This window comes from Phnomibacter ginsenosidimutans, assembly GCF_009740285.1.
GTDB lineage: Bacteria > Bacteroidota > Bacteroidia > Chitinophagales > Chitinophagaceae > Phnomibacter > Phnomibacter ginsenosidimutans.
Map to the genome: position 1 here is coordinate 580559 of NZ_CP046566.1, position 22577 is coordinate 603135.

The 22577-nt window shown below is 48.9% G+C and carries 29 protein-coding genes and 1 pseudogene; 14 read left to right on the forward strand and 16 right to left on the reverse strand.

The window, feature by feature from the left end:
• Nucleotides 1-65 precede the first annotated feature (65 nt).
• Both GLV81_RS02450 and GLV81_RS02455 read right to left on the reverse strand, forming a co-directional pair.
• Entirely contained in the window at nucleotides 66-1307 is a 1242-nt protein-coding gene (locus tag GLV81_RS02450; protein ID WP_157476551.1) for an MFS transporter, read from the reverse strand.
• Between the two features lie 50 nt (nucleotides 1308-1357).
• Nucleotides 1358-1720 (reverse strand): hypothetical protein, encoded by a 363-nt coding sequence (locus GLV81_RS02455; RefSeq protein WP_157476553.1) that lies wholly within the window; start codon nucleotides 1718-1720, stop codon nucleotides 1358-1360.
• A 104-nt stretch (nucleotides 1721-1824) separates the two neighbouring features.
• Between GLV81_RS02455 and GLV81_RS02460 the strand changes: the two genes are divergently transcribed.
• From GLV81_RS02460 to GLV81_RS02470, 3 genes are all read left to right on the forward strand, one after another.
• Complete coding sequence (locus tag GLV81_RS02460) at nucleotides 1825-2295, forward strand: hypothetical protein (RefSeq protein WP_157476555.1); 471 nt, start codon at nucleotides 1825-1827, stop codon at nucleotides 2293-2295.
• Nucleotides 2296-2425: 130 nt separating this feature from the next.
• Nucleotides 2426-3382 (forward strand): glycoside hydrolase family 43 protein, encoded by a 957-nt coding sequence (locus GLV81_RS02465; RefSeq protein WP_197428862.1) that lies wholly within the window; start codon nucleotides 2426-2428, stop codon nucleotides 3380-3382.
• Nucleotides 3383-3591: 209 nt separating this feature from the next.
• The gene (locus GLV81_RS02470) at nucleotides 3592-4215 is read left to right on the forward strand and encodes an HAD family hydrolase (protein WP_157476559.1); all 624 of its coding nucleotides are present in this window, start codon (nucleotides 3592-3594) and stop codon (nucleotides 4213-4215) included.
• A gap of 29 nt (nucleotides 4216-4244) precedes the next feature.
• On the opposite strand, the gene GLV81_RS02475 is transcribed toward GLV81_RS02470, so the two are convergent.
• The 6 genes from GLV81_RS02475 to GLV81_RS02490 form a co-directional block, all read right to left on the reverse strand.
• Nucleotides 4245-4769: a phage tail protein gene (locus tag GLV81_RS02475; RefSeq protein ID WP_197428863.1), complete on the reverse strand. Its 525-nt coding sequence runs from the start codon at nucleotides 4767-4769 to the stop codon at nucleotides 4245-4247.
• 90 nt (nucleotides 4770-4859) lie between these two features.
• Complete coding sequence (locus GLV81_RS19140) at nucleotides 4860-5438, reverse strand: hypothetical protein (protein WP_197428864.1); 579 nt, start codon at nucleotides 5436-5438, stop codon at nucleotides 4860-4862.
• Between the two features lie 38 nt (nucleotides 5439-5476).
• A complete protein-coding gene (locus GLV81_RS02480) occupies nucleotides 5477-7861 on the reverse strand; it encodes a class I SAM-dependent DNA methyltransferase (protein WP_197428865.1) in 2385 nt (794 codons plus the stop codon).
• A 16-nt stretch (nucleotides 7862-7877) separates the two neighbouring features.
• A complete protein-coding gene (locus GLV81_RS19145; RefSeq protein ID WP_197428866.1) occupies nucleotides 7878-8333 on the reverse strand; it encodes a type IIL restriction-modification enzyme MmeI in 456 nt (151 codons plus the stop codon).
• Between the two features lie 457 nt (nucleotides 8334-8790).
• Nucleotides 8791-9606 carry a hypothetical protein gene (locus GLV81_RS02485; RefSeq protein WP_157476561.1) on the reverse strand — a complete coding sequence of 272 codons (816 nt, stop codon included), beginning with the start codon at nucleotides 9604-9606 and terminating at the stop codon, nucleotides 8791-8793.
• Nucleotides 9607-9673: 67 nt separating this feature from the next.
• Nucleotides 9674-9964 carry a hypothetical protein gene (locus tag GLV81_RS02490; RefSeq protein ID WP_157476563.1) on the reverse strand — a complete coding sequence of 97 codons (291 nt, stop codon included), beginning with the start codon at nucleotides 9962-9964 and terminating at the stop codon, nucleotides 9674-9676.
• 64 nt (nucleotides 9965-10028) lie between these two features.
• Here GLV81_RS02490 and paaA point away from each other — a divergent pair, with 64 nt between their 5' ends.
• The 9 genes from paaA to GLV81_RS19155 all read left to right on the forward strand — a co-directional run bounded on the left by paaA (nucleotide 10029) and on the right by GLV81_RS19155 (nucleotide 16295).
• A complete protein-coding gene (paaA, locus tag GLV81_RS02495) occupies nucleotides 10029-10970 on the forward strand; it encodes a 1,2-phenylacetyl-CoA epoxidase subunit PaaA (protein ID WP_157476566.1) in 942 nt (313 codons plus the stop codon).
• Between the two features lie 96 nt (nucleotides 10971-11066).
• On the forward strand, nucleotides 11067-11423 hold the full coding sequence (gene paaB / locus GLV81_RS02500) for a 1,2-phenylacetyl-CoA epoxidase subunit PaaB (RefSeq protein ID WP_246186194.1): 357 nt from the start codon (nucleotides 11067-11069) through the stop codon (nucleotides 11421-11423).
• A gap of 217 nt (nucleotides 11424-11640) precedes the next feature.
• Nucleotides 11641-12414 carry a 1,2-phenylacetyl-CoA epoxidase subunit PaaC gene (gene paaC, locus GLV81_RS02505; RefSeq protein ID WP_246186195.1) on the forward strand — a complete coding sequence of 258 codons (774 nt, stop codon included), beginning with the start codon at nucleotides 11641-11643 and terminating at the stop codon, nucleotides 12412-12414.
• Between the two features lie 116 nt (nucleotides 12415-12530).
• On the forward strand, nucleotides 12531-12989 hold the full coding sequence (gene paaD, locus GLV81_RS02510; protein WP_246186196.1) for a 1,2-phenylacetyl-CoA epoxidase subunit PaaD: 459 nt from the start codon (nucleotides 12531-12533) through the stop codon (nucleotides 12987-12989).
• Nucleotides 12990-13050: 61 nt separating this feature from the next.
• Nucleotides 13051-13830 carry an enoyl-CoA hydratase-related protein gene (locus GLV81_RS02515; protein WP_246186197.1) on the forward strand — a complete coding sequence of 260 codons (780 nt, stop codon included), beginning with the start codon at nucleotides 13051-13053 and terminating at the stop codon, nucleotides 13828-13830.
• Nucleotides 13827-14276, forward strand: coding sequence for a PaaI family thioesterase (locus tag GLV81_RS02520; protein WP_157476569.1), 450 nt, complete (start codon nucleotides 13827-13829; stop codon nucleotides 14274-14276). Before GLV81_RS02515 ends, GLV81_RS02520 begins: the two co-directional genes overlap by 4 nt.
• Before the next feature lie 9 nt (nucleotides 14277-14285).
• Nucleotides 14286-14885 (forward strand): acyltransferase, encoded by a 600-nt coding sequence (locus GLV81_RS02525; RefSeq protein WP_157476571.1) that lies wholly within the window; start codon nucleotides 14286-14288, stop codon nucleotides 14883-14885.
• 73 nt (nucleotides 14886-14958) lie between these two features.
• Nucleotides 14959-15375 carry a hypothetical protein gene (locus GLV81_RS19150; protein WP_197428867.1) on the forward strand — a complete coding sequence of 139 codons (417 nt, stop codon included), beginning with the start codon at nucleotides 14959-14961 and terminating at the stop codon, nucleotides 15373-15375.
• Between the two features lie 59 nt (nucleotides 15376-15434).
• Nucleotides 15435-16295 carry a M24 family metallopeptidase gene (locus tag GLV81_RS19155; RefSeq protein ID WP_197428868.1) on the forward strand — a complete coding sequence of 287 codons (861 nt, stop codon included), beginning with the start codon at nucleotides 15435-15437 and terminating at the stop codon, nucleotides 16293-16295.
• A 1-nt stretch (nucleotide 16296) separates the two neighbouring features.
• Here the strand turns inward: GLV81_RS19155 and GLV81_RS02535 are convergent, their stop codons facing one another.
• The 7 genes and pseudogenes from GLV81_RS02535 to GLV81_RS21515 all read right to left on the reverse strand — a co-directional run.
• The gene (locus GLV81_RS02535; RefSeq protein ID WP_157476573.1) at nucleotides 16297-16728 is read right to left on the reverse strand and encodes an RrF2 family transcriptional regulator; all 432 of its coding nucleotides are present in this window, start codon (nucleotides 16726-16728) and stop codon (nucleotides 16297-16299) included.
• An 11-nt stretch (nucleotides 16729-16739) separates the two neighbouring features.
• Complete coding sequence (locus GLV81_RS02540) at nucleotides 16740-17021, reverse strand: metal-sulfur cluster assembly factor (RefSeq protein ID WP_246186198.1); 282 nt, start codon at nucleotides 17019-17021, stop codon at nucleotides 16740-16742.
• Nucleotides 16979-18343 carry a cytochrome C oxidase subunit I gene (locus tag GLV81_RS02545; RefSeq protein WP_157476578.1) on the reverse strand — a complete coding sequence of 455 codons (1365 nt, stop codon included), beginning with the start codon at nucleotides 18341-18343 and terminating at the stop codon, nucleotides 16979-16981. The genes GLV81_RS02540 and GLV81_RS02545 overlap by 43 nt, the downstream gene beginning before the upstream one ends.
• A gap of 2 nt (nucleotides 18344-18345) precedes the next feature.
• Nucleotides 18346-18912 (reverse strand): DUF2249 domain-containing protein, encoded by a 567-nt coding sequence (locus GLV81_RS02550; RefSeq protein ID WP_197428869.1) that lies wholly within the window; start codon nucleotides 18910-18912, stop codon nucleotides 18346-18348.
• 4 nt (nucleotides 18913-18916) lie between these two features.
• Nucleotides 18917-19423, reverse strand: coding sequence for a hemerythrin domain-containing protein (locus GLV81_RS02555; protein WP_157476582.1), 507 nt, complete (start codon nucleotides 19421-19423; stop codon nucleotides 18917-18919).
• A gap of 11 nt (nucleotides 19424-19434) precedes the next feature.
• Nucleotides 19435-19653 (reverse strand): hemerythrin domain-containing protein, encoded by a 219-nt coding sequence (locus tag GLV81_RS21005; protein ID WP_343030576.1) that lies wholly within the window; start codon nucleotides 19651-19653, stop codon nucleotides 19435-19437.
• A 394-nt stretch (nucleotides 19654-20047) separates the two neighbouring features.
• Nucleotides 20048-20389 (reverse strand): annotated as a pseudogene (locus GLV81_RS21515) (DUF542 domain-containing protein); the annotation flags it as partial.
• Nucleotides 20390-20503: 114 nt separating this feature from the next.
• Between GLV81_RS21515 and GLV81_RS02565 the strand changes: the two are divergent.
• Nucleotides 20504-20887, forward strand: coding sequence for a putative zinc-binding protein (locus tag GLV81_RS02565; RefSeq protein ID WP_197428871.1), 384 nt, complete (start codon nucleotides 20504-20506; stop codon nucleotides 20885-20887).
• A 63-nt stretch (nucleotides 20888-20950) separates the two neighbouring features.
• The gene (gene obgE / locus GLV81_RS02570) at nucleotides 20951-21949 is read left to right on the forward strand and encodes a GTPase ObgE (protein ID WP_157476584.1); all 999 of its coding nucleotides are present in this window, start codon (nucleotides 20951-20953) and stop codon (nucleotides 21947-21949) included.
• 184 nt (nucleotides 21950-22133) lie between these two features.
• Here obgE and GLV81_RS02575 read toward each other — a convergent pair whose 3' ends face one another.
• Nucleotides 22134-22574 carry a heavy metal-binding domain-containing protein gene (locus GLV81_RS02575; RefSeq protein ID WP_343030577.1) on the reverse strand — a complete coding sequence of 147 codons (441 nt, stop codon included), beginning with the start codon at nucleotides 22572-22574 and terminating at the stop codon, nucleotides 22134-22136.
• Nucleotides 22575-22577: the final 3 nt, after the last annotated feature.

A 22577-nucleotide genomic window follows, 5' to 3' on the forward strand; every position in this document is an offset into this window, starting at 1 on the left:
AACCTGCAACGACCAGCAGAAACTTGCAAACGATTGTGGTGACCAGTCAAGCCAACCGGCCATCTTTACCCGTTGGTCTCGAGGTAATCGAGGTCTTTGTGAAAAGTTTCGGGTGTTTTGTACACCGACCAAATGCCAAGGGCAATGATGCCGGCTCCCGTTACCGCTGCGGCCGTCAGGTAATTGTTGAGCATATGCTCACTGCGCAGCCATTGAAACAGCAATAAAATGAGTGGCAAAAAGCCCCGCACCAAATTGGGAATAGAGATGGCGGCTGTGGCCCGAAGGTTGGTACCAAACTGCTCAGCACTCATGGTAATGTATACCACCGAAATGCCGGAACCAAAGCCAAGCCCCATGCACAGCAGGTACATATTGCTGGCCGTGCCGCCGCCTTTCAAACCAAAAAACAGGAGGATGAACAGCGATAAAATACCATAGTAAATGAACAAGGTTTTTTTGCGGCTGCGCAAATAATTGCTAAGAAAACCAGCGCCCATGTCGCCAAACACCAACGCCACGTATTGCAGCATCAGTGCCTTGGGCTGGTCAAAATCGGCAATGCCGAAACGGCGGGCAAACTCATCCGAAAAACTAATGAGCACACCAATCACGTACCAAACCGGTAGGCCAATGAAAATGCCCCGCAGATAACGCATCATGCGTTCACGGTTGTTGAAAAACATAGTGAAATTGCCCATGGGTACATCTGCCTTTTTGCTGGCATCGTAGAGGCCGCTATCGAGCACCCCCACCCGCAAAAACAATAAAGCTATGCCCATGCCACCGCCAATGAAATAACAGAGGCGCCAGTCTTCGCCACTGAGGCTGTGTACAAAGTAGGCGGCAATGGTGCCAAACACACCACTGGTAGCAATGATGGCTGCCGCAATGCCGCGTTTTTCTTTGGGCAGCAATTCGCTGGTGAGGGTAATGCTGGCGCCCAATTCGCCGGCCAGCCCCAGTCCGGCTATAAAACGCAGCCAGGTGTATTGATCTACGGTTTGCACAAATCCATTGGCGATAGTAGCCAGTGAGTACAGCAGGATGGAACCAAACAACACACTCTTGCGGCCTTTCTTATCGCCCATCATGCCCCACAAAATGCCGCCCACAGTGAGGCCCATCATTTGCCAGCTGATGATGCTTTCGCCAATGTCTTTCATGGCTGACTCAGGCACACCCAAATCACGAAAGCTGGATTTACGCACAATGCTGAACAGGAGCAAATCGTAGATGTCGACAAAAAAACCGAGGGCACCCACTACCACCGGTAGCGAAAAAATGCCGTATTGTTTGGGCTGCATAGCAGCGAAAGATAAAGGAGAAATGCAATATGAAATGGGGCTGCTGGTTGCTAGTCCCACAAACTGCGCAGCAGCATGAGTACACCGCAAGCAATGGTGATGACGCCGAGTGTCCACAAGCCCAGCAACAAGCCTCCCATCAGACCAATGGCTACCAGCATGCCGCCTACCCAAAAGAATGCAGGGTTTTCAATACCAATACTTTTTTTACCATGAAACAGTTGTTGCCACATGGCTTTGCGCAGGGTTTTTCGGAAAGCTTTTTTGTGGATAGCCATTGCGGCTGAGGCCACGGTAGCAGTGGCTACAACAGGCAGCCAGTTGCTGGCACTGCCGGCAGTATCGGCCACAAGTGAAGGGGCCGCAGGAAGGCTCATAGCGGCCAGTAAGGTTTGGGTAAACAGAAAGGGCATAAACAGCTTGAATTGGTGAAGGCCAAAAATATCGGGCACAAAAACCGGGCGGATACCGTCTATTGGGTATTTTCAATCCATTAAGCACACCGAATATTGTAGCTATGCAAACACTCCGACGGTATTTTCTTACGCTTTGTTGTATGAGCTTTTTTACAGCTGTGCAAGCACAGGAAATGGCTACGCAATGGAATGCAGTGGCAGATAGTGTAACACGATGGAATATGCTACGGGTGCAACACAAAAACGATACTGCATTTGTGCAACAGTTGTTTCGGCAACAATACCGCAGGCTAACCTTGATGGAGCAAACTCCATCCAGTGTCAGCAGCTTTGTGTTTTGGCAATTGCCCGATAGTGTACAAGATGCATTGCACCGCTGCTGGCAAGCATGGTGTACTACCAACGGGTACACACTGGTACAGCAACCTGCAGATGCCAAAGGTTTTCGGCGGGTTAGCGTATATGCTGATAAAAAGAAAAAGCAACGAATTGCCTTCTACGACCGCTCTTCTTTGGATGCCACCCGCATTACGGTGGGCTTCTCTACCGAATGGCTGCCAGCATCCCGATAAGGCCATTTGATTTTCATTAACCTCCATGGCCGCACTCAGGCATGCAATGAATGCCCTTGACCATTAGTTTTGGCAGGCACGTTTATCTCCGTGCATTACTGCCATGCGTTTGTACACTTGCTTTTTATGGATGATGTTGGGCACAAGCTCAGTTGCTCTGGCGCAACAAACTTCGACAGACACCGCTGCCAAACAGGGCAATCCTATTGTGCCCGGTTGGTACGCCGATCCCGAAGGTGCTGTGTACAACAAGCGGTATTGGGTGTTTCCCACCTATTCGGCATCGTACAACGAGCAGGTATTTATGGATGCGTTTTCTTCTGCCGATTTGCGCAGCTGGACCAAGCATCCACGAATTATTGATACAGCTGCTGTACAATGGGCCAAGCGGGCCATGTGGGCTCCGGCCATTATTCAAAAAGGAAAAAAGTACTACCTGTTTTTTGCAGCCAACGACATTCAGCAAGAAACTGAACTGGGTGGCATTGGTGTAGCGGTGGCCAACAAGCCCGAAGGACCTTACAAAGATTTGCTGGGCAAGCCATTGATCAATGCCATCGTCAACAAAGCTCAACCCATTGATCAGTTTGTGTTTCAGGATAAGGATGGCCAGTACTACATGATATATGGCGGATGGGGGCGCTGCAACATGGTGAAACTGAACAGCGATTTTACCGGATTGCTGCCTTTTGAAGACGGACAAACATTCAAAGAAATTACACCGCAGGGTTATGTAGAAGGGCCGTTTATGTTTCAGCGCAAAGGCAAGTATTATTTTATGTGGAGCGAAGGCGGCTGGGGCGGTCCCAACTATCGGGTAGCTTATGCCATGGCCGATTCGCCATTTGGCCCCTGGCAGCGCATTGGCACCGTGCTGCAGCAAGACCCTGCTGTGGCCACCGGTGCCGGCCACCACTCTGTGGTGCAAGTGCCGGGCAAAGATGAATGGCTGATCATATATCATCGCCGGCCGTTGGGCGAAACCCACCACAACCACCGGGTTACCTGCATCGACAAAATGACTTTCGATGCCAATGGCCTGATACAACCGGTGAAGATGACCTTTGAAGGACCCGTGGGTAGATGATTGAAACTAGATGTTTGGTGACAGATGACTGATGTTGGTTAGCGGAGTAAATGTGGCAGAGCGGAGCTACACATCTTTGGGAACCGATGTTCCGCAGGGTAAGTTTGGTATGCTATGCATTCCACAATCGATTACGTAGATGCTGCATGGCTGTGGCGGCATACCTCGATGCATCCACCTACATTTGTGCCCCTAATCAATGATACGGCATGAGTGAATCGGGCAATACTACGGACGCAAAATATCAGCAACTGCTGGCCATTACCAATAATGGCTACGACGCTTTTTTGTACGACTGCGATGGCACCCTTGCCGATAACATGCATGCCCACAAAGCCGCTTATGTACAAACCGCTGCCCATTATGGCATTGAGCTGGATCCGGAACTGATTACCGAACTGGCCGGTTGGCCTACGGTAGACATGGCTGCAGAAATCAGCAAGCGTTATGGGGTGGCTTTCGATCCGGAAAAATTTGCGACCGAAAAATCTACCCTTTATTACGAGTCATACATTGGCCATACGCAACCTATTGAATTTGTCGCCCGTCATTTGCAGGAGCATGCCGGCAAAGTGCGGATTGGCATTGTGTCGGGTGGCAGACCCCGCACCGTTACCAAAACGCTGGAAGTGCTGGGACTGCTGCAATACGTTGAAGTGATAGTGGGGGCCGGCGACACAAAAAGAGGGAAGCCTTACCCCGATCCGTTTTTGGCAGCAGCCAAACAGCTGGGTGTTGCGCCTGCAAAATGCATGGTGTTTGAAGATGGCCAGCCCGGTGTAGATGCCGCCATTGCCGCAGGTATGGATTGGGTACGTATTGATTTATTGTAAATGGTTAAGGCCTGCAACAGAAGCCAGCATTAAACCGATTCTACATCCATGCTTTCGTAAGCAATTTCCAGTGTTTCTACGGCCAGCTCACTACGCATGCTGTTGAAGTGCGGGCCGCTGTATTTTACAGGAAATGCATTGCGGAGTTTCCACATGAACACGGGGTTGTGTTCTTCATTCAGCAATCGTACCACCAGATCCCGCCGCTCCGGCTGACCCACTTGTACAGTTTTCATCCAATCAAAAAAATCGGTATCGCCAGGCACCAGGCCACGTTTTAAAATGAGGTTGCTGTAGCGGTGCTGCCCCGGCATTTTTCGGGTATTGTATTCCATCGAACTACCATCCCGAAAGTCGATGACTTCCACCTGAATATCGAGGCCGGTTACTTCGGTAAAGCGGAGACTGACGCCTCCAAATTGAACATCAAAATGATAGTTAGGCAAAGGCGTTGTCATAACAAGTGTGTTTTTGTAAGTGAGGTACCACAGCACCAGCAGCAGCAACAATGCTGCCAGCAATACCAACACCCCGATGAGCAAAAATGTAAGCATGCACAAAAGATACAACGGGTATTTGGGAAAGTGAAAACGACCTTGAGTTTATCGGCGGGTGTACTCACCCGCCGATATAACGCTACCGGGTTACCGCACATACAATCCATCATCCGTTTTGCGGAGCAGGCCCAGGGTGCTGATGGTTTCTAAGAGCTGACCAATTTTTTGCTCACGGCTGGCCGCCGCCGCTTTGCTGGTTTTCTTAAACTGTTGATGGATGATGGCAGCAGAAATAGGCTGCGCAAATTGTTGCAGCAAACGCTGCACCGCTTGTGCCTGTTCGGCAAGGCTGGCAGGCCACTCAATGAGTTCGGCGGCTGTGCTGGCAGTGGCAGTGGCTGCCGTGGTTTCGATGTTCAACGATGATTGCGCCACTCCCTGCGGATGCTGATACTCCGGCCGCAGCCAGCGTACCAAACCATTGGCTTCTTCTGCAGCTCTTTCTTTGTTGAGGGCCACCAGTTTTTCCAGTATGGCTTCGGTGCTGAGGTTGGCGGGCCAGCTGTAGGCTTGGGCCACCGCTTCGTCGAGTTCGTTGTGCAGTTGCAGCAGTATACTCACCAAGCCCTGCTCATGTATTTTTTGTTCTTTGGCGTTGAGTGTGTCGCCACTGCGCAGTTTTTCCAGCACATTGTACATATCGGTAATGGTGAGTGTAGCATGCAAGGCCTGCCGCTGTTTGCGATGGGCATCGAGCTGCTCGGCTATGCTGCGGATGCGTTGTTGTTGTGCATCGGTTGCAACGGGGAAGGGGAAGGTTTCAAAACAACGGTTTTATCATAAACTAAATCATTCCCGACTCCCATGCGGCCGCCTATAGCAGAAGACCAAACGATATGAATGTTTGCTGAAAGTACACCTAAGAAATACGCATCATCAAAACCTATTGCGATTAGTTTATCATCTGGCATGATTTCTCCACTAAGGAAAGTGAAATTTCGATATTTGGAGGTTTGTACTGTTACTATGTAGCGGTCAAGATTATTTATTGCACCTCTCAATTTTTCATTCGAACGTGCATGTAACCACCAGTTTTCTCTTCTGCTTTTATCCTTGTTTTCATCTCTTTCTGGCTTTACTCTTTCAAAAAGCCACTGATAAACTTGAGGATATTCGTTGCGCAGCTGGCTTTCACTAAAACTAAAAGTGTCAATTACATAAACGCCTCTTGACGTTTGATTAATATCTCTGCCGTTACGATATGGCTTAATAATTGATTTCTTATTTGTTCCTGAATCAAGTTTAGTTTTTGTTTCTGCATCAACAATAAATCCTTCGCCATGAGGAATAATTCCTCTGGCACTGACCTCTAAATTTGATTTCAGTGGATGGGCATCGGATAGATTGGCACCTACTTTTAAATTTGAATGAATGACACCATTTTTTCCAGCCAACTTAACATCGGTAAATAAGTCTGTCGTAATTATCTCTTCCAGTACCATATCCAATCGTCCAATACCCGGCCCTTTCACAGCAACTGTAATTGCAATACGAACTGCAGCACCATCACTACTATCAACCCATGGATGGTCTGGAATTGCATATGCAATTGATATTGGATTAGTCGAAGCGAATGAGTCTTCTAAAACCTTTCTATTAAATGATTGAGTGATGCTGTTGGTCGTAATAAAGCCAAAGCGGTCCGTTTTATTATCTACCAAAGTTTTCGCTGCCCTATACCACCAGTACATTACGAAATCTGCACTATCGGGTACCGCTCCCTTGTATGTTTTTCGCAAGGCTTCTGTGTAGCCATCACCCAAAGCTTCCCGCATTCTTTTATTTCCAATAAACGGCGGATTGCCTACTATAAAATCTGCTGTTGGCCATTCGGCAGGTTGGGGGTTTATGTAATCGTACACTACGGTTTGTGCCGTTTCATCGGGCACTTCCAGTCCGGTTACGGGGTGGGGTTTGGTGGTATGTCCATCCCAGCGGGTTATGGGTGCGCCGCTGCTGTCGAGCCGTGGCTTTTTTTCGGTGTAGCTCAGCACGGCATCCTGCTGTTGTATGTTGCCGTATTGGCGCAGTATCGGGTCTTCCAATCGCTTGGCGTGGCCATGTGTTTTAAAATGCCATTGCAGGTAGCCAATCCACAGTACCACATCGGCTATGGCGGCGGCCCGTGGGTTTACTTCCAGCCCCAACAGTTGGGCGGGTGTTACGGTGTAGCCGCCGGTCATATCCAATCCCAATTGTCTTGGGTATTGGGCTATGTATTCGTTTACTTCCCCTTCCAGCCGTTTCAGGTGTTCGAGGGTTACGTACAAAAAGTTGCCGCTGCCACAGGCGGGGTCCAGCACTTTTACCGAGCAGAGCCTGCGGTGAAATTTTTCAATTTCTTTCAAGGCACCGGCTTCATCGTTGGTGGCTTCCAGTATGGTGGCAGCGGTGCGGGCCGCTTCCCATTCTTCCCGCAGGGGTTCTATTACCGTGGGCAGTACCAGCCGCTCTACATAGGCTCGGGGGGTATAGTGGGCTCCCAGTTTGTGCCGTTCACGGGGTTGCAGGGCCCGTTCGAGCAGGGTGCCAAAAATGGCGGGCTCCACATCGGCCCAGTCGGCTTCGGAGGCCAGTATCAGCAGGTCGAGTTGTGCTTCCGTTAGGGGCAATGCTTCCTGGTCTTTAAACAAAAAACCATTGAACTGCGGAATGAGGGTACGCAAGGCGGGGTCGAAACCGCCTTTGTCCATGCTCATCCACAGCGATTGCAGGGCTTGCGGCAGCAGGGGCAAATTCTGTTTGTAATCGAGCAGCAGTTTGGTAAAAGAGCGGTCGGGCAGCAGCTGCACATCTTCGGCAAACATGGTAAAGAGGCAGCGCATCAGAAAGCCGGCGACCTTCTCCGGCCCGTGGCCCGATTGCTCCAGCAGGGCGGCAAGTTTGGCCAGGCGTTCGGCCAGTGCACGGGTTACTTTGGCAGCCCGCTTGCTGGGGTCGAGCTCCAGCGGGTTGGTAAACAGCAGGCGCAGTACTTCCAGTACTTCTTCCTTTTCCAGATCGGCCAGCGGTATGCGGTAGTTGTGCGGGTCAGGAAAAGGAATGTAGGTTTTCCCTGCCGGGCAAAATCGGCATACAGGTCGATGCAAAAGCCCACATCTACCACTACCAAAAAGGGGGCCAGCCCTCGGAGGCGGGCAGCGAACGGGCATAACGCAAGGCCTGTTCTTTGGCTTTTTTCATTTCCCGTTCCCAGGTGCGGGTGTCACGGGTGGCCGTACCGGTTTTGGTTTTTGCTTTATCGGCACCTAAGAGTTCGGCTTCGCTGGCTACGGTTTTGTCGGAGCCCTGTTTGGCTTCGAGCACAAAACAGTGCTGCTTGTAGAGGTCGATAAAGTTGGTCGTCTTTTTGCCTTCGCCATCGTCAAACTCCACTGGTCGTTCAAATGTATAGGCGGCTTCATGCACTTTGTCCGATGCGGGTCGTGGCTTTTCAACCCCCAGCAGTTCGCATAGTTCGGTGAGAAACAGCTGGTAGTTGGCACGTTCGGAAGCGCCGGAAAGTTTCCAGCGGGAAATGAATGCTTGTGCGGTGTGATTAGCGGAAGAAGTATTGCTCAAAGCTCTGTTGGTATTTAGCGGTTAGTAGTGAGTGAAAGTAAAGATTGTTTGGAAATGGGTGACGGGCATAGTTGCAACGGCTGCCGAAGCTGGCTGCCCTGCCGTTGTTGGTCGCCCCGCCGTTGTTGGTCGCTGACCAACAACGTATGTGTTCCGGTTCGTGGGCCACCAATTGTGGAAGAGAAGTTGTGTACAAAAAAAAATCAACAAAACAAAACGTTCACAAATCTGTGAACGAAAAAAGTGTGTACGTTTTTTTTGAAAAAAAATTTTCTTCCACAAAACGGTGAACGAAAAATGTGTGAACGTTTTATTTGGAAATAAAAAATCGTTCACAAAAGGGTTGCTGCCGTTGTTGGTCAGCGACCAACAACGCATGTATGCCGGTTCGTGTGCCACGAACCAGGACGTGAAAATCAAAAAAACTTATTGGATTTGAACCGCTCTTTACCGGCTGTCAATAGTATTCAATCGTTCTTTTTATTACCCAGTTTGTACCTTTTTTCATTTCTCCATTTGGTTGTTTTGATTCACTTGATGAATTTTTGGTTATCCAGTTTCCGGTAGCATCATTTGTGTATAGTGTTCTGTCGGTGTAGGTCTTGTCGGCTGAAACACTGGTCTCACGAATCAAAACATGCTTCTCGCTGTAATAGATCAGCTTGTTCGTGATTTCACCATCCTCGTCTGATTGAAAAAGAACAATCTGATTCTTTTTATCATCCTGCCGGTAGCTGTAGGTATACATTCCTGCCAAGTCTCCGTTTCCTGAATAGTAATATTGTTTTATCAGTTGCCCTTCTGCATTGTATTCATATCGGGAAGTGCCGTACATGCTATTTTTACTTGAAGTGAGCAGCATCTTTGAATCGTAGGTGTATGTTTCATTTCCGCCAAGGCCGCCCGTTCTGCTGGTGATAAAGCCTGCTTCATTTAAAGCATAGCTATAGGTCCCCTTAAACGAAGCGTTGTTTTGGATTACTGTTATTTCACGCTTTTTGAAATTATATACGAGTACTGTTGTGCCTGCAGGAGAATAGTTGGTAATTTTTTTTAACAGACCCGCCGTGTCAAATTCATATTCTTCTGAAACAGAACCTGAAGCATCGTATTCCGATAATTTTTTGACTTTCCCCTTTAAGTTGTAATCGCTGAGTTTATACTTGAAGGCTACGGGATTTATCACTTTTATGGGTGCTGCCGGCTGTGCTTTTGTGTCAACAACGGTAAAAAACAGGAAAATGCTGAGACAGATAAAATTGAGTTTAAGCATGTGTGTTTTTTTTAATACCAAAAATAGGCTAACAAGTTTGTCAAAAAACTACCCGCTGGCGGGTATCTTATTGCTCTTGATCGTATTGCACATAGTTATAATGCTGCTGCCGTTGTTGGTCGCCGACCAACAACGTATGTATTCCGATTCGTGAGCCACGTACCGGGGCGGGGCTTTGTTGTTCGGCGACCAACAAAGGCGGGCTCAATGGCTGCTGCCTGCACCCCTGCTGATGGGCTGCGGATGACTGGCGGGTAGTGCCGGCGCTTTTGGCCGGCACCGCAGCGCAGCGGAGCCAAAAGGCACCGAACCACAGCTGCCATTTTGTGGTAGCCCACAGCCCCCAAAGTGTTCCCAAAAACTAACAAGCGTTAGTTTTTGACGGCAATCCCTGTATTTTTACGGCCATTAAACGGATTGCTATGGCCATTGCTCCCTTGGAAGCACGGTTTCAGGAGAAGATTGACCGTGACATTAAAATAGAACCGAAAGACTGGATGCCGCCGGCATACCGGCAAACGCTTATCCGCCAGATAAGCCAGCACGCCCACAGCGAAATAGTAGGCATGCTGCCCGAAGGCAACTGGATTACCCGTGCCCCGAGCCTCAAACGCAAAGCCATCCTCATGGCCAAAGTGCAGGACGAAGCGGGCCACGGCCTGTACCTGTACAGCGCTGCCGAAACGCTGGGCATCAGCCGCGATGAAATGATCACCCAGCTGCATACGGGCAAAGCAAAATACTCTTCCATTTTTAACTACCCCACGCTGAGCTGGGCCGATATGGGTGCCATTGGCTGGCTGGTAGATGGTGCTGCCATTATGAACCAGGTGCCGCTTTGTCGCACCAGCTACGGCCCCTACAGCCGGGCCATGATACGGGTGTGCAAGGAGGAAAGTTTTCATCAGCGGCAGGGCTTTGAAATACTGCTGGTGTTGAGCAAGGGCACTGATGCACAAAAAGCCATGTGTCAGGATGCCATCAACCGCTGGTGGTGGCCCAGCCTCATGATGTTTGGTCCGCCCGATGATGAAAGCCCCAACACGAAGCAAAGCATGCAATGGAAAATCAAACGCTTTACCAACGATGAATTGCGCCAGCGTTTTGTAGACATAATAGCCGAGCAAATCAAACTGCTGGGCATGACGCTGCCCGACCCCGACTTACGTTGGAACGAGGAGCGGCAGCATTACGATTTTGGCGCCATCAACTGGGATGAGTTTTGGCAGGTGCTAAAAGGCAACGGCCCCTGCAACCAGCAACGGTTGGATGCAAGACGCAAGACCTGGGATGATGGTGCCTGGGTGAGAGAAGCAGCGAAAGCGTATGGGGAGAAGAAAGTGGCAAACATGAACGTGGCATAATGGAACCACGAAGACGCGAAGGAGGCGCAAGGAGCACAAAGAAAATGCCTTGTGTTCTTGGTTATCTCTTGGTGTCATAGTGGTTAAAAAAATACGATGATGAACATATTACGATACGGCGATTACGGCGACAGAGAAGCCGCTGGCGGTCAGCAGGAAACGAAAGCAAATGCCAACGAATGGCCGCTCTGGGAAATCTTCATCCGCAGCAAGCAGGGCCTCGATCACAAGCATGTGGGTAGCCTGCATGCAGCCGATGCACAGATGGCCATCGAAAATGCCCGGGATGTGTACACCCGCCGCATGGAAGGGGTGAGCATATGGGTGGTGGAGAGCAAACACATTCACGCCAGCAACCCCGATGAGGCCGACAGTTTGTACGACCCCGCCAGTGATAAAGTGTACCGGCATCCTACGTTTTATGATTTGCCGGATGAGGTGAAGCACATGTAAGCTCATAGTGAAATGGTTGATGAGTTGATTAGTGGCATTCCACCAACCATCAATTCCATTGAGTACATGAGTGAAAATTCTGCTGAGTAAAATTTTTCATCAGCTTGATGATGCTCCAGATACTGGATAAATACATTGCCTACAGGATAACCCTGTTATTGAACATACCTCTACACATTCATTGGCTTTATCAGCTTGATGCGTAAAGGTTTTTAATATGAATGAGATGCCTATCAACGAATTAACGAATCAACCCATCAACTATATCCTTCACCTCGCCGATGATGCCCTCATTATGAGCCAGCGGCTCAGCGAGTGGACCGGCCACGGGCCTGTGTTGGAGCAGGACATTGCCCTCACCAATATTGCGCTGGATTTCCTGGGGCAATCCCGCATGTGGTATCAGTATGCGGCCAGCATGATGGGTGATGGCGCTACTGAAGACAGCCTCGCCATGCTGCGCTTGGAACATGAATTCAAGAATCACCTGCTGGTGGAATTGCCGAATGCCATGCCTTCGGGCCGCGATTGGGCGTTTACCGTGTGCAAGGTATTTTTCTTTAGTGCCTACCAGCATGCATTGATGCAGCAGTTGCAACACAATGCAGATGAAGAAGTGAGGGGCATTGCTGCTAAAAGTTTGAAGGAAGTAACCTATCACCTGCGGTGGAGCCGCGAATGGATATTGCGCCTGGGCGATGGCACAGCAGAAAGCCATCAACGCATGCAGCAGGCATTGACCGCTTGCTGGCCTTTTACCGGCGAACTCTTTGAAGTGACAACGTATGCACATGGTTGGGTAGACTATGCAGCCATCAAAACCGAATGGATGAATGAAGTGCTGCATACAACAACCACTGCTACGCTGGATGTACCTACAACGGCTGCCTTTCAAACAGGTGGCCTGCATGGCCGCCATACCGAACACCTGGGATACCTGCTGGCAGAGATGCAGTATTTGCAAAGGGCTTATCCGAATAGTGAGTGGTGATTCTTTGAGTTGGTAGGTTGGTAAGTTGGAGTGTTGACAAGGGTAAATACAATGCTTTTTTAGAACCACAAACAAAAAATATCAAACCGTCTGTTACATACGAATCATTAACCGCCTTGCTGGAAACAGTGGCCGATCCGGAGATACCGGTGCTCACGATTGCTGAAATGGGCATGCTGCGAGGTGTGCATTGGCAGGAGGCGACTGGGGAGTGGGAAGTGTTGATAACACCTACCTATTCGGGCTGCCCCGCTACCGATATGATTCGGGCACAAATACGCATGACGTTATTAGAACACGGCATCAGCAATGTTCGCATTACGCAAGTGCTATCACCAGCTTGGACAACAGATTGGATGACGGAGACTGCGAAAGAAAAACTGCGGCAATACGGCATAGCGCCACCCGTGGGTAAAAGCATGGATGCGGCTTTGCTGGAAAATACAGTAGTGCTTTGCCCCAGGTGTGGCAGCAGCAACACGCATTTGGTGAGTGCATTCAGCAGCACTGCCTGCAAGGCTTTTTATACCTGCAATGAATGTCTTGAGCCTTTTGATCATTTTAAGTGTCACTGAGTAGTGCATGTCGAAGGCTGTATATTTATCACGTTCGTTATCTTAAATCAGTAGTGAGAATATGGAAATGCCCATTGTATTTGAACGTATAGGAAACGTAGGGAAAATTACGCTGAACCGGCCGGCAAAATTCAATGCCTTCAACCGAGAAATGGCCTTGCAAATGCAGGAAGTGCTCGATGAGTGTGCCAGGGCACAAGACATTCGTGCCGTGTACATCACGGGCAATGGCAAAGCCTTTTGTGCCGGGCAGGATTTGGCCGAAGTAACCGATCCCAAGGGACCAGGTATGAACCGCATTTTAAGTGAGCATTACAATCCCATTGTGTCGAAAATAAAATGGTTGGAAAAACCTGTGGTAGCTGCTGTAAATGGGGTGGCTGCAGGAGCCGGCGCCAACATTGCGTTGTGTTGCGATATTGTTGTGGCAGCACAATCGGCTTCTTTCATTCAGGCATTTTCAGGTATTGGTTTGATACCCGATAGCGGAGGCACGTTTATGTTGCCCCGACTGGTGGGTTGGCAAAAAGCCAGTGCCCTCATGCTGCTGGGCGATAAAGTGCCTGCAGCCGAAGCCGAACGCATGGGCATGATTTATAAAGTATTCGACGATGAATCGTTTGCTACTTCCTCTTGGCAGTTGGCCGAACGTTTGTCGGCCATGCCCACCAAGGCCTTGGGCATGACGAAGTTGGCACTGCGTTGGTCTTTCGCACATACCTTTAAAGAGCAGTTGGAAAATGAAGACAAGCTGCAACAACGGGCTGCCGCTACTGCCGATTTCAAAGAAGGCGTAGCTGCATTTCTCGAAAAACGTACACCAAATTTTACCGGCGAATGAGCAGCAATCCCGAACAGGCCGACCTCATTGTAGACATGATGCTGAACAACGATGCTTTCAGCCGTTGGCTCGGCATTAAGGTGGTGGATATACTGCCCGGTTTTTGCCAGTTGCAAATGCTGGTAACTGAAGATATGTGCAACGGTTTTTCCATTGCGCATGGCGGCATTGCTTTTTCACTGGCCGATAGCTGCTGCTCTTTTGCAGTGAATGCGCATGGTCGTAAAGCCGTGTCCGTTGAAACCTCGGTCAATCAGTTCAAAGCCTTGCAACCCGGCGATTCCATTACCTGCACTTGTAAGGAAGAATCGCTGGGCAAAAAGCTGGGAGTGTACACCGCAGAAATTATCAATCAGGATGCGGTACGCATTGCTTTGTTTAAAGGCACTTATTACCGCAGCGAAAAGCGATGGATAGAACCCGACAACAATCAAGAATCAGCCTGAGTTAGTTATATGTTTTATTCGTTTAAAGGATTTGTTCCTGTGGTACATCCTTCCAGCTTTGTACATCCGCAGGCCGTGGTTACAGGCAATGTGATTATTGGTAAAGATTGCTACATTGGGCCTGGAGCTGCCCTGCGTGGCGATTGGGGTGGCATCATCCTCGAAGATGGTTGCAATGTGCAGGAAAACTGTACCATTCATATGTTTCCCGGTAAAACAGTTTTGTTGAAAGCCGGTGCTCACATCGGGCATGGTGCCGTTATTCACGGTGCACAAATTGGTGCCAATTGTTTGGTAGGTATGAATGCGGTAGTGATGGACAATGTGGTTCTTGGTGAGGGTTGCATTGTAGGCGCTTTGACCTTTATTCGGGAAGGTGAGCAAATACCAAATCGAAGTTTGGTGGTGGGCAATCCTGGTAAAATAGTCAAACAGGTATCTGACGACATGTTGGCGTGGAAAACAAAGGGCACACAGCTGTATCAGCAGCTGCCTGCAGATATGTATGCCGAAGCTACACCCTGCGAACCGCTAACAGCACTGCCAGCCAACAGACCTGCACAAGAACTGTTGTTTGAGAACTGGGAGAAAATAAAATCAATGAGCTAATTTGCCAATGTGCTAATGCCGACTAATGATTGATTGGCGGCATTCATTTTTCACGAAACTGTCTTTTTTTAATATGAAGCCATTCCTTTTCTCCATACTCCTCTGCTGCTCCTTGTTGAGCCATGCACAAGTGCTGCCACTCAGAGAGCAGGCTCGTGTAACCGATGAAATTACTGCTGACAGAATCAACAACCTGCTGCCGCAACTCATGCAGCGCACCGGTATTGATATGTGGGTCATCATTAGCCGGGAGTACAATGAAGACCCCATTTTAAAAACCATGCTGCCTGCTACCTGGCTGAGTGCAAGGCGTACTACCATGCTGGTGTTTTACCTCAACCCTGCCACAAAGCAGTTGGAGAAAATGGCCATTGCCCGCTACAATGTGGGCGAAAACATCAAAGCCAATTGGGACATGCAACGCTTCCCCGATCAGTGGGATGCGTTGATGAACATCATTACCACCCGTAATCCGAAAAGATCGGCTTAAATACATCCAAAGACTTTGGCCATGCCGATGGTATTGATCATACACACTATAACCAATTTATGCAGAAGCTGCCAGCAGCATTCAAGAGCAAAGTAGTGAGTGCCGAACCACTGGGCGTGGCATGGTTAGAAACCCGTACCGAACGGGAAATGCAGTACTACACGCAGTTCGTCAACATGACGCACAAAATCATTGAAGAAGGTTTTTCTGAAAAAGTAATTACACCCGGCGTTACTACTACCGACGATGTGGTGTGGTGGTTCCGGCAAAAAATCCGCGACTTGGGTTTGGATACCTGGTTTCATACCAGTGTAGCGGTACAACGCAGTGATAGCAACAGTTTCGAACACCTGCGGGCTTTCAGCGATAGGCCTAAAGAAGACCTCATTCGCCCCGGCGATTTGCTGCATGTAGACATTGGCATTACTTACCTGCGCCTCAATACAGATATTCAACAACATGCTTACGTGTTGAAGCCCGGCGAGAAAAATGCGCCAGCCGATTTGCAAAAAGCCTTTGCCCAAAGCAATCGCCTGCAGGATATTTTAACCAGTCAGTTTGTGCTCGGCAGAACGGGAAATCAAATCTTAAAAGGCGCTTTGGATCAGGCAAAGGCCGAAGGCATTGTAGCCAGCATATACACACATCCGTTGGGCTTGCATGGTCATGCTGCGGGCCCCACCATTGGCATGTGGGATATGCAAAATGGTGTGCCCGGTAGCGGCGATTATCCATTGTATTACAACACGGCTTACAGTATCGAGCTCAATAGTTCATCAGACATTCCTTCATGGAAAAAGAGCATTCGCATCATGCTCGAAGAAGATGGTTATTTCGATCAGTCGGGCTTTCGCTACATCAACGGGCGGCAAAAACAATTGTACCTCATACCCAGTGTGGTGGGCAACAATGCCGATTGATTTAGCTTACTAAAAAAGCAGCGCCATCTGTAACTGGTTTGCATAAATCTGCAATCGTTTTCTGGCGACAGAGTTGCTCAAATCCATCCCGTACTTTTTTGTAATCGTTGTGGATGGGGCAGGGATGCAGGTGCGAACATTGGCTCAATCCAAGGCCACATGCAGTAAACAATTCTTCTCCATCTATAGCGTGTACTATGCGAATAATTGGCTGCGCCAATTGCACATCAGTAATGTAAAAGCCGCCATTGGGTCCTTTGGCGCTGTGAATGATGTTGGCCTTCACCAGCTTTTGTAAAAGCTTACCTACGGTATGTTCGTTTTCATCAATAGCAGCGGCTACTTCCACCATGCCAAAGCGTTGTGTGCCTGCCACATGGCTGGCTAAATACAACACGGATTTGATAGCGGCTTTACAAGTAATGCTCAACATAGGGGCACAATTTATCGATCCAAAATGGATTTACCGGTTTCGCTGATGCGGTCGGGTGTCCAGCGGCTGTCGAAGTCCAGCGTTACTGCTGCACTGAAGTTCGGAAAGGTTTCTTGCAGCGCCTGCTGTACCCGATTGGTAATGGCTTCTCCCAATGGGCAAAAAGCTGTAGTGAGCGTCATCCGGCAATATATTTTTTGCGCTGCTACATCCACATCTATTTGTTCTATCAATCCTAAATCAATCACACTCACTCCCATTTCCGGATCGAGTACGGAGTAAAGTTGCTCCACTGCTTGGGCGCAGTAATCGGGTCGGTTGGTAGTGATGGCGTACATATCATTTTGCAGGTTGGTGAGCAATCATTTGATACACAAGCCAGGTATACAGCACTCCTGCCACCAGCATGATGGCTTGCTGCAAGGTGCAAGCCCCATAGTATTTGCAGCAACATGCTACATGCAAACAGCAACAAGCCGGTTACATACAAGAGCATCATATATTTTACTGTTGTATGTTGCACCAAATCGTTCGGATTGATGTGCTGCTTTGTAGTTGCTGCTTTGCTGTAATGCTGGCTCCATACAATAAACGGCAGGGTTTTAAACGTCATGCCGATGATGAGGGTGCTCAACCATCCGAAAAATAGTAAGAAGCCGTACAGTTTTACCAAACTGGTGATGGCTGCGCCGGATGCCGTTGTTTGCAGCAGTAACACCGCCGCCAGTAGCAGCGATGGCAGCAGCATCAACAACACACTTACCAGTGAAAGTTTCATTGGGGTATCAATGCTTTTTCTTACCCGTAGCCGGTATGCGTGGCGTATATAGTTGGCAAACAGCAGCATGGAAAAAACGATGCCGGCGAAGGGTGCTGCCAACCAGGGTAAAGGCATTGCCAGGCAAAACACAATTACAAACAACAATAGCGATGCATTCATTACAAGGAATATGTGCCATAGTGTTTTGTTGTCGTTTACCTGTGCTATTAAAAACATGGGTATCAATCTTGAACCCACCCCCATAACAAGTAATAAAAACCAACCAGCCAATCCTATATGTGCATGCAGGCTCAGGTAGTGCAATGAATTGTTGGGTAAAATGGGATGCGAAAAATTATACAACAACAACCAGCCCAACAGCATGGTTAGCAACAACCAAATGGTAGCTGCCAGCATAAACCAAATATGTACATCCTTTTGTGGTTGCTGCCGCATGCTTTGCAGCAAATTGATGAAGAAGGCAATGATGGCAAAGATGATGCCAGCAGCGCCAGCCAAAGCCCATACATCCATTTGAAATTGCAGAAAGCGAACCACTAAGAAAGGAATACCCAATGCTGCCAGTACAAAACTACTCATTGCCAGTTTGTGGCTGTACAATGCATTGCCAAGCAACACAGGCAGCAATTGATGGCTGGCACCGAGTATCATCATGGTGCCCCAGCCCAATGCCATCAGGTGTACAATGCCCAATAATTTGGGTTGAAAAAAATGACCATCGAGGTTAGGTACCGACCACCACAACAAGCCTAATGATACCAGTAGAGAAATTGCAGCATATCCATAAAACGGTAATACAAACAGGGGGGCAGTATGTGGTTGCGATTGCGGCACGGTTACATTTTGTACAGCAGCAATTCAATTCCGTTATCCGTCGTTTCGCTAATGGCGTAGCCAATATTCCGGGCAGCCAGCTCAGGTAGCAAATACACCGGTATCCGTTGGTGCAGCACTTTTAAAGCTGTATCTGCTGGCAACTTTTCTACAGCAGCCAGTATTTGCAACATGGGCTGTGGCATGGGCAATCCACGAACATCTATCGTTTGCATATTTGTGCCAAATCTTTCTTGAATGCTTTCCCGGTTTGTTTCACCGTTGTGCTTGCTGGTTACTGCAGCATCAACTGCTTCCACTGGCCGCCAAAACCAGGTGGTTACTTCATCGGGGGCATAGCGGTGGCTGTGTGCTGCAAAGCCTTGCTTGCTCAGCAACTGCACCAGTGGTGTGGGCACAAACGGAGCTGTAAGTGCCAACCCCTGTGTTGGGCTAAGTTCTCGTATAGTTTTTTGTATCAGTTGCAAAGGATCCGTACCGCCGGCTAATACACTGCGTACATCAAGCGCCACCCATTCGGCCGCATTGTTGATGACGGTTGTTTCGGTATACTCAATGGTTGTGCTCATGTATTTATTTTTTTTGATTATCGAGCCAAAACAAATCTGGCCATTGGCTGTCAACATCTTCTCTGGCGGTTCGGTCAATGGCTTCCAGTTGCTGCAGCGTGGCTGCATCCAACTGCAATTGCAGATAGCTGAATAAGCCCCGTTCTTCAAAACGGATATGCGCCTCCAGCAGGTCGGCAAAGCGAAGCAAGTCCTCATGCGTAGCAGCTGCGTTGGTCCAACTGGCTGCTAACTGTTCCAGTGCTGCATGCTCTTGCCATGTGCGGTTGGCATAGTCATCACCTGCGGGTAAATGCGTTAGCAAAAACTGTTCTTCATCTCTGAAATGCGGCAACAGTTCTGCCTGCAAACTACACTGCAAATAATCTTGCATGCGTTTGGCTGCAATGCCTTTGCGGCAACCTTTGCGCAGTTTCCACACCAGCAGCAAACCAAAATGATGATCACGAGAGTAAGACTGAAGCGCCGCATGGCGCTTTAGTGGTTGAGGTACAACGGCTTTTGATTCCATACTGCTTGTATTTATGCAGCAGTCAGGCTTTGTTCCAGCTGTACTGCTTTTGGAAATAAAATGTTGTTTTCGAGGTGTACATGCAAATGCGTGTCGGCTTCAAAAGCTTCCAGTTGGTCGTACAGCAATTTGTACGAGTTGCAGGCATCTGCAGGCAAAGAATAGTTGTTGGTAATGCTGCGTAGTTTGGCCAGGTATCCACCCACCACTTCGTGTTCCATTTCCATCATGTTCACAGGTTGTTGCACACTGTCGAATACGGAAGCTTGTGCCGGTGCATCGCTTGCTGCTGGCTTTTACCAATGCCTTTACATAAGGAAACAACACCCGTTCTTCTTTGATTAAATGACCGGCCAGTTCTGTATCTGTAGCAGTTACCAAAGCAGCTACTTCCCACAATTCAGGATGGTGGGCTCCATGCACTTCGGCTACCTTTTGCGAAAGGCTTACCAGTTGAGGTAGCGATTGGCGCATAAAGCTGTGGTGCGTTTGCACAATGTAATCGGCCAGTAAATCCAGCGACCATTCATCATACGGCAATGCACGTTGAGTTGGCAATTGTGCAGCTTGCTCCAGTTCTTTTTCGATGCGCATCATGTCCAGCCCTTTTTCGGTACAGGCTTCCTGCAAGGTTTTTTTGCCACCACAGCAAAAGTCGATGCCATTGCGGGCAAACACCTGTGCTTTGCGCAGGTCTTTGGCAGCTATTTCTCCCAGCGTTGATTCGCCTTCGGCCAAGGCCCTGCGGGTAATGTTTACCCGCCACCAATCGGGGCCTTCTTCCAGATATTGCCAATGAAAAACATTACCCAGTTCGCCCAGCATTTGGTAATAGAGCGGTTTGGGGTCGTGGTCATTATGTATCAGCAAAGTTTCGCCCGGTTCCAACAGGGCAAAACGATCAAAAATGGTTGGGTGTTTCAATTTGGGTTCCAGTTGGGTTACATCCAGTTCTTGCTGAGCCATGGTTGAGTTGTTTTTATGAGTGCTTTGTGTTTGCAAAAACAAAACTACCCTAAACTTTTAATAAAAGTAAATAAATACTTTTATTTGACTGCGAAATGACAAAATCAACGCAGTATGAAAGAAAAGCAAATGGCCCAACCCCTCATTTATTCCTGTTCTGGTTGTAGTAGTGCCGCACAGCTGGCCAATCATTTGGCACTACGTGCCGATAGAGAACAGGTGGCCGAAATGTCGTGCATAGCCGGTGTAGGTGCTGGCGTGAAACCTTTGGTACACAAGGCCCGTAGCGGCCGGCCGTTGGTAGCCGTTGATGGCTGTGCACTGGCTTGTGCCCGTGCTTGTTTGGCACAGCAGGGGTTAGTGCCACAGTTGCACATAGAGCTGTCGCACATGGGTATCCGTAAGTTGCAGCATCAGGATTTTGATGCCGCCGATGCGGAAAAGATGTGGAAGTTATTGCTGGAAAAAATGCAAGAAATGTGTGCCGGCAAGCTGTAAAATGCTGCCAGAATAGTGGCAACTTGGGGCGTCGGCAAAAAATGTACGACCTTTGGCCCCTTCATGGAAAAAACAAACTTTATTGATTACATCCGGGTGTTTTGCAAAAGCGGACACGGCGGCGCCGGAAGCCGGCACTTTGCCCGCACCAAATTCAACCCCAAAGCCGGTCCGGATGGCGGCGATGGCGGCCGCGGCGGCCACATTATTTTGCGGGGCAATGCCCAGCTGTGGACATTGCTGCACCTGCGCTACTACAAAAACGTAATTGCCAGCGACGGTCAGGGTGGCGATAAAAACCTCTGCACCGGCGCCGATGGACAAGACATCATCATAGAAGTGCCATTGGGTACCGTAGCCTTTGATGAAGAAACAGGGGAGAAGGAAATTGAAATACTGCACGACGGCCAACAAGAAATTTGGCTGAAAGGTGGCCGTGGTGGTTTGGGCAACAAGCATTTTGCCACCGCTACCAACCAGGCGCCAGAGTATGCACAGCCCGGTGAAGATGGCGTGGAAGGCTGGAAATATTTGGAGCTGAAAGTGCTGGCCGATGTGGGTTTGGTGGGCTTTCCCAATGCGGGTAAGAGTACGCTGCTGAGCGTTATTACTGCGGCCAAACCAAAAATTGCCGACTACGCATTTACCACCATTACCCCGCAATTGGGCATGGTGCCTTACCGCGACAACCGTTCATTTTGCATCGCCGATTTGCCCGGTATTATTGAAGGAGCTGCGGAAGGCAAGGGTTTGGGCCATCGTTTTTTGCGCCACATCGAACGCAACTCTGTGCTGCTGTTTTTGATACCGGCCGATAGTCAGGACCACCGCAAAGAATTCGAAATTTTGCTGAATGAACTCGAAGAGTACAATCCTGAAATGTTGCAAAAAGATTTCGTGATTGCCGTCAGCAAAAGCGATATGCTGGATGATGAATTAAAAGCCGCCATTCGTGCCGAAATGCCATCGGAATATCCGCTGGTGTTCATCAGTTCGGTGTTGCAGCAGGGCCTAACCGAGTTGAAAGATTTGCTATGGCAAACGCTGAATGCGGGGAAGTGAATGGTTGACGAGTTAATAAGAAACAATTAGAAAAATAGAACAGCCAGCAAATCTATTGCTGGCTGTTTGTTATTTACAAGTTAGCTGCAGTAACTGCAATGCATGAATAATAACAGGGCTACCTGTTCATCCACAAGTGCCGTTTTTCATTAGCACATTTTCAAATTAGCTAATGAACCAATTGTCAAATTCTCACCGCAGTGCCCGTAGCCACTACCATCAGCATGCTGCCGCCGCTGCCAATGGTTTCAAAATCGAGGTCTACGCCCACCACAGCATTGGCGCCCATGGCTTGTGCCTTGCCGGTAAGTTCGTTCATGGCGGTGGCTTTTGCCTCCTGAATCACTCTTTCGTAAGTGCCGCTGCGGCCACCTACGATGTCGCGGATGCCGGCAAACAAATCTTTGAAAATATTGGCGCCAATAATGGTTTCTGCACTTACAATGCCAATATATTGTTGAATTGGCCGACCTTCAATACTGTTGGTAGTGGTAGTGATCATGGTGATGAGATTTTGTACCGGAAAGGTACAGCGAAAAATACTGCCCGACAGCCACTCAGCTAAGCCCCTCTTCCACACATCAGCCAAAACAGATAATACCCATGGTTGGGTATTGGGTTGCATTGT

Bases quoted from the DNA above. Each gene is read 5' to 3' on its own strand.
- GLV81_RS02575 (WP_343030577.1), bottom strand. From the start codon at position 22,574: ATGCAACCCAATACCCAACCATGGGTATTATCTGTTTTGGCTGATGTG.
- GLV81_RS02450 (WP_157476551.1), bottom strand. From the start codon at position 1,307: ATGCAGCCCAAACAATACGGCATTTTTTCGCTACCGGTGGTAGTGGGT.
- GLV81_RS02470 (WP_157476559.1), top strand. From the start codon at position 3,592: ATGAGTGAATCGGGCAATACTACGGACGCAAAATATCAGCAACTGCTG.
- GLV81_RS02520 (WP_157476569.1), top strand. From the start codon at position 13,827: ATGAGCAGCAATCCCGAACAGGCCGACCTCATTGTAGACATGATGCTG.
- GLV81_RS19155 (WP_197428868.1), top strand. From the start codon at position 15,435: ATGCAGAAGCTGCCAGCAGCATTCAAGAGCAAAGTAGTGAGTGCCGAA.
- GLV81_RS19150 (WP_197428867.1), top strand. From the start codon at position 14,959: ATGAAGCCATTCCTTTTCTCCATACTCCTCTGCTGCTCCTTGTTGAGC.
- paaB (WP_246186194.1), top strand. From the start codon at position 11,067: ATGATGAACATATTACGATACGGCGATTACGGCGACAGAGAAGCCGCT.
- paaA (WP_157476566.1), top strand. From the start codon at position 10,029: ATGGCCATTGCTCCCTTGGAAGCACGGTTTCAGGAGAAGATTGACCGT.
- GLV81_RS02525 (WP_157476571.1), top strand. From the start codon at position 14,286: ATGTTTTATTCGTTTAAAGGATTTGTTCCTGTGGTACATCCTTCCAGC.
- GLV81_RS02535 (WP_157476573.1), bottom strand. From the start codon at position 16,728: ATGTTGAGCATTACTTGTAAAGCCGCTATCAAATCCGTGTTGTATTTA.
- GLV81_RS02485 (WP_157476561.1), bottom strand. From the start codon at position 9,606: ATGCTTAAACTCAATTTTATCTGTCTCAGCATTTTCCTGTTTTTTACC.
- paaC (WP_246186195.1), top strand. From the start codon at position 11,641: ATGAATGAGATGCCTATCAACGAATTAACGAATCAACCCATCAACTAT.
- GLV81_RS02465 (WP_197428862.1), top strand. From the start codon at position 2,426: ATGATGTTGGGCACAAGCTCAGTTGCTCTGGCGCAACAAACTTCGACA.
- GLV81_RS02455 (WP_157476553.1), bottom strand. From the start codon at position 1,720: ATGCCCTTTCTGTTTACCCAAACCTTACTGGCCGCTATGAGCCTTCCT.
- GLV81_RS21005 (WP_343030576.1), bottom strand. From the start codon at position 19,653: ATGATGGAAATGGAACACGAAGTGGTGGGTGGATACCTGGCCAAACTA.
- GLV81_RS02550 (WP_197428869.1), bottom strand. From the start codon at position 18,912: ATGAGCACAACCATTGAGTATACCGAAACAACCGTCATCAACAATGCG.
- GLV81_RS02460 (WP_157476555.1), top strand. From the start codon at position 1,825: ATGCAAACACTCCGACGGTATTTTCTTACGCTTTGTTGTATGAGCTTT.
- GLV81_RS02555 (WP_157476582.1), bottom strand. From the start codon at position 19,423: ATGGAATCAAAAGCCGTTGTACCTCAACCACTAAAGCGCCATGCGGCG.
- GLV81_RS02515 (WP_246186197.1), top strand. From the start codon at position 13,051: ATGGAAATGCCCATTGTATTTGAACGTATAGGAAACGTAGGGAAAATT.
- GLV81_RS02565 (WP_197428871.1), top strand. From the start codon at position 20,504: ATGAAAGAAAAGCAAATGGCCCAACCCCTCATTTATTCCTGTTCTGGT.
- GLV81_RS02475 (WP_197428863.1), bottom strand. From the start codon at position 4,769: ATGCTTACATTTTTGCTCATCGGGGTGTTGGTATTGCTGGCAGCATTG.
- obgE (WP_157476584.1), top strand. From the start codon at position 20,951: ATGGAAAAAACAAACTTTATTGATTACATCCGGGTGTTTTGCAAAAGC.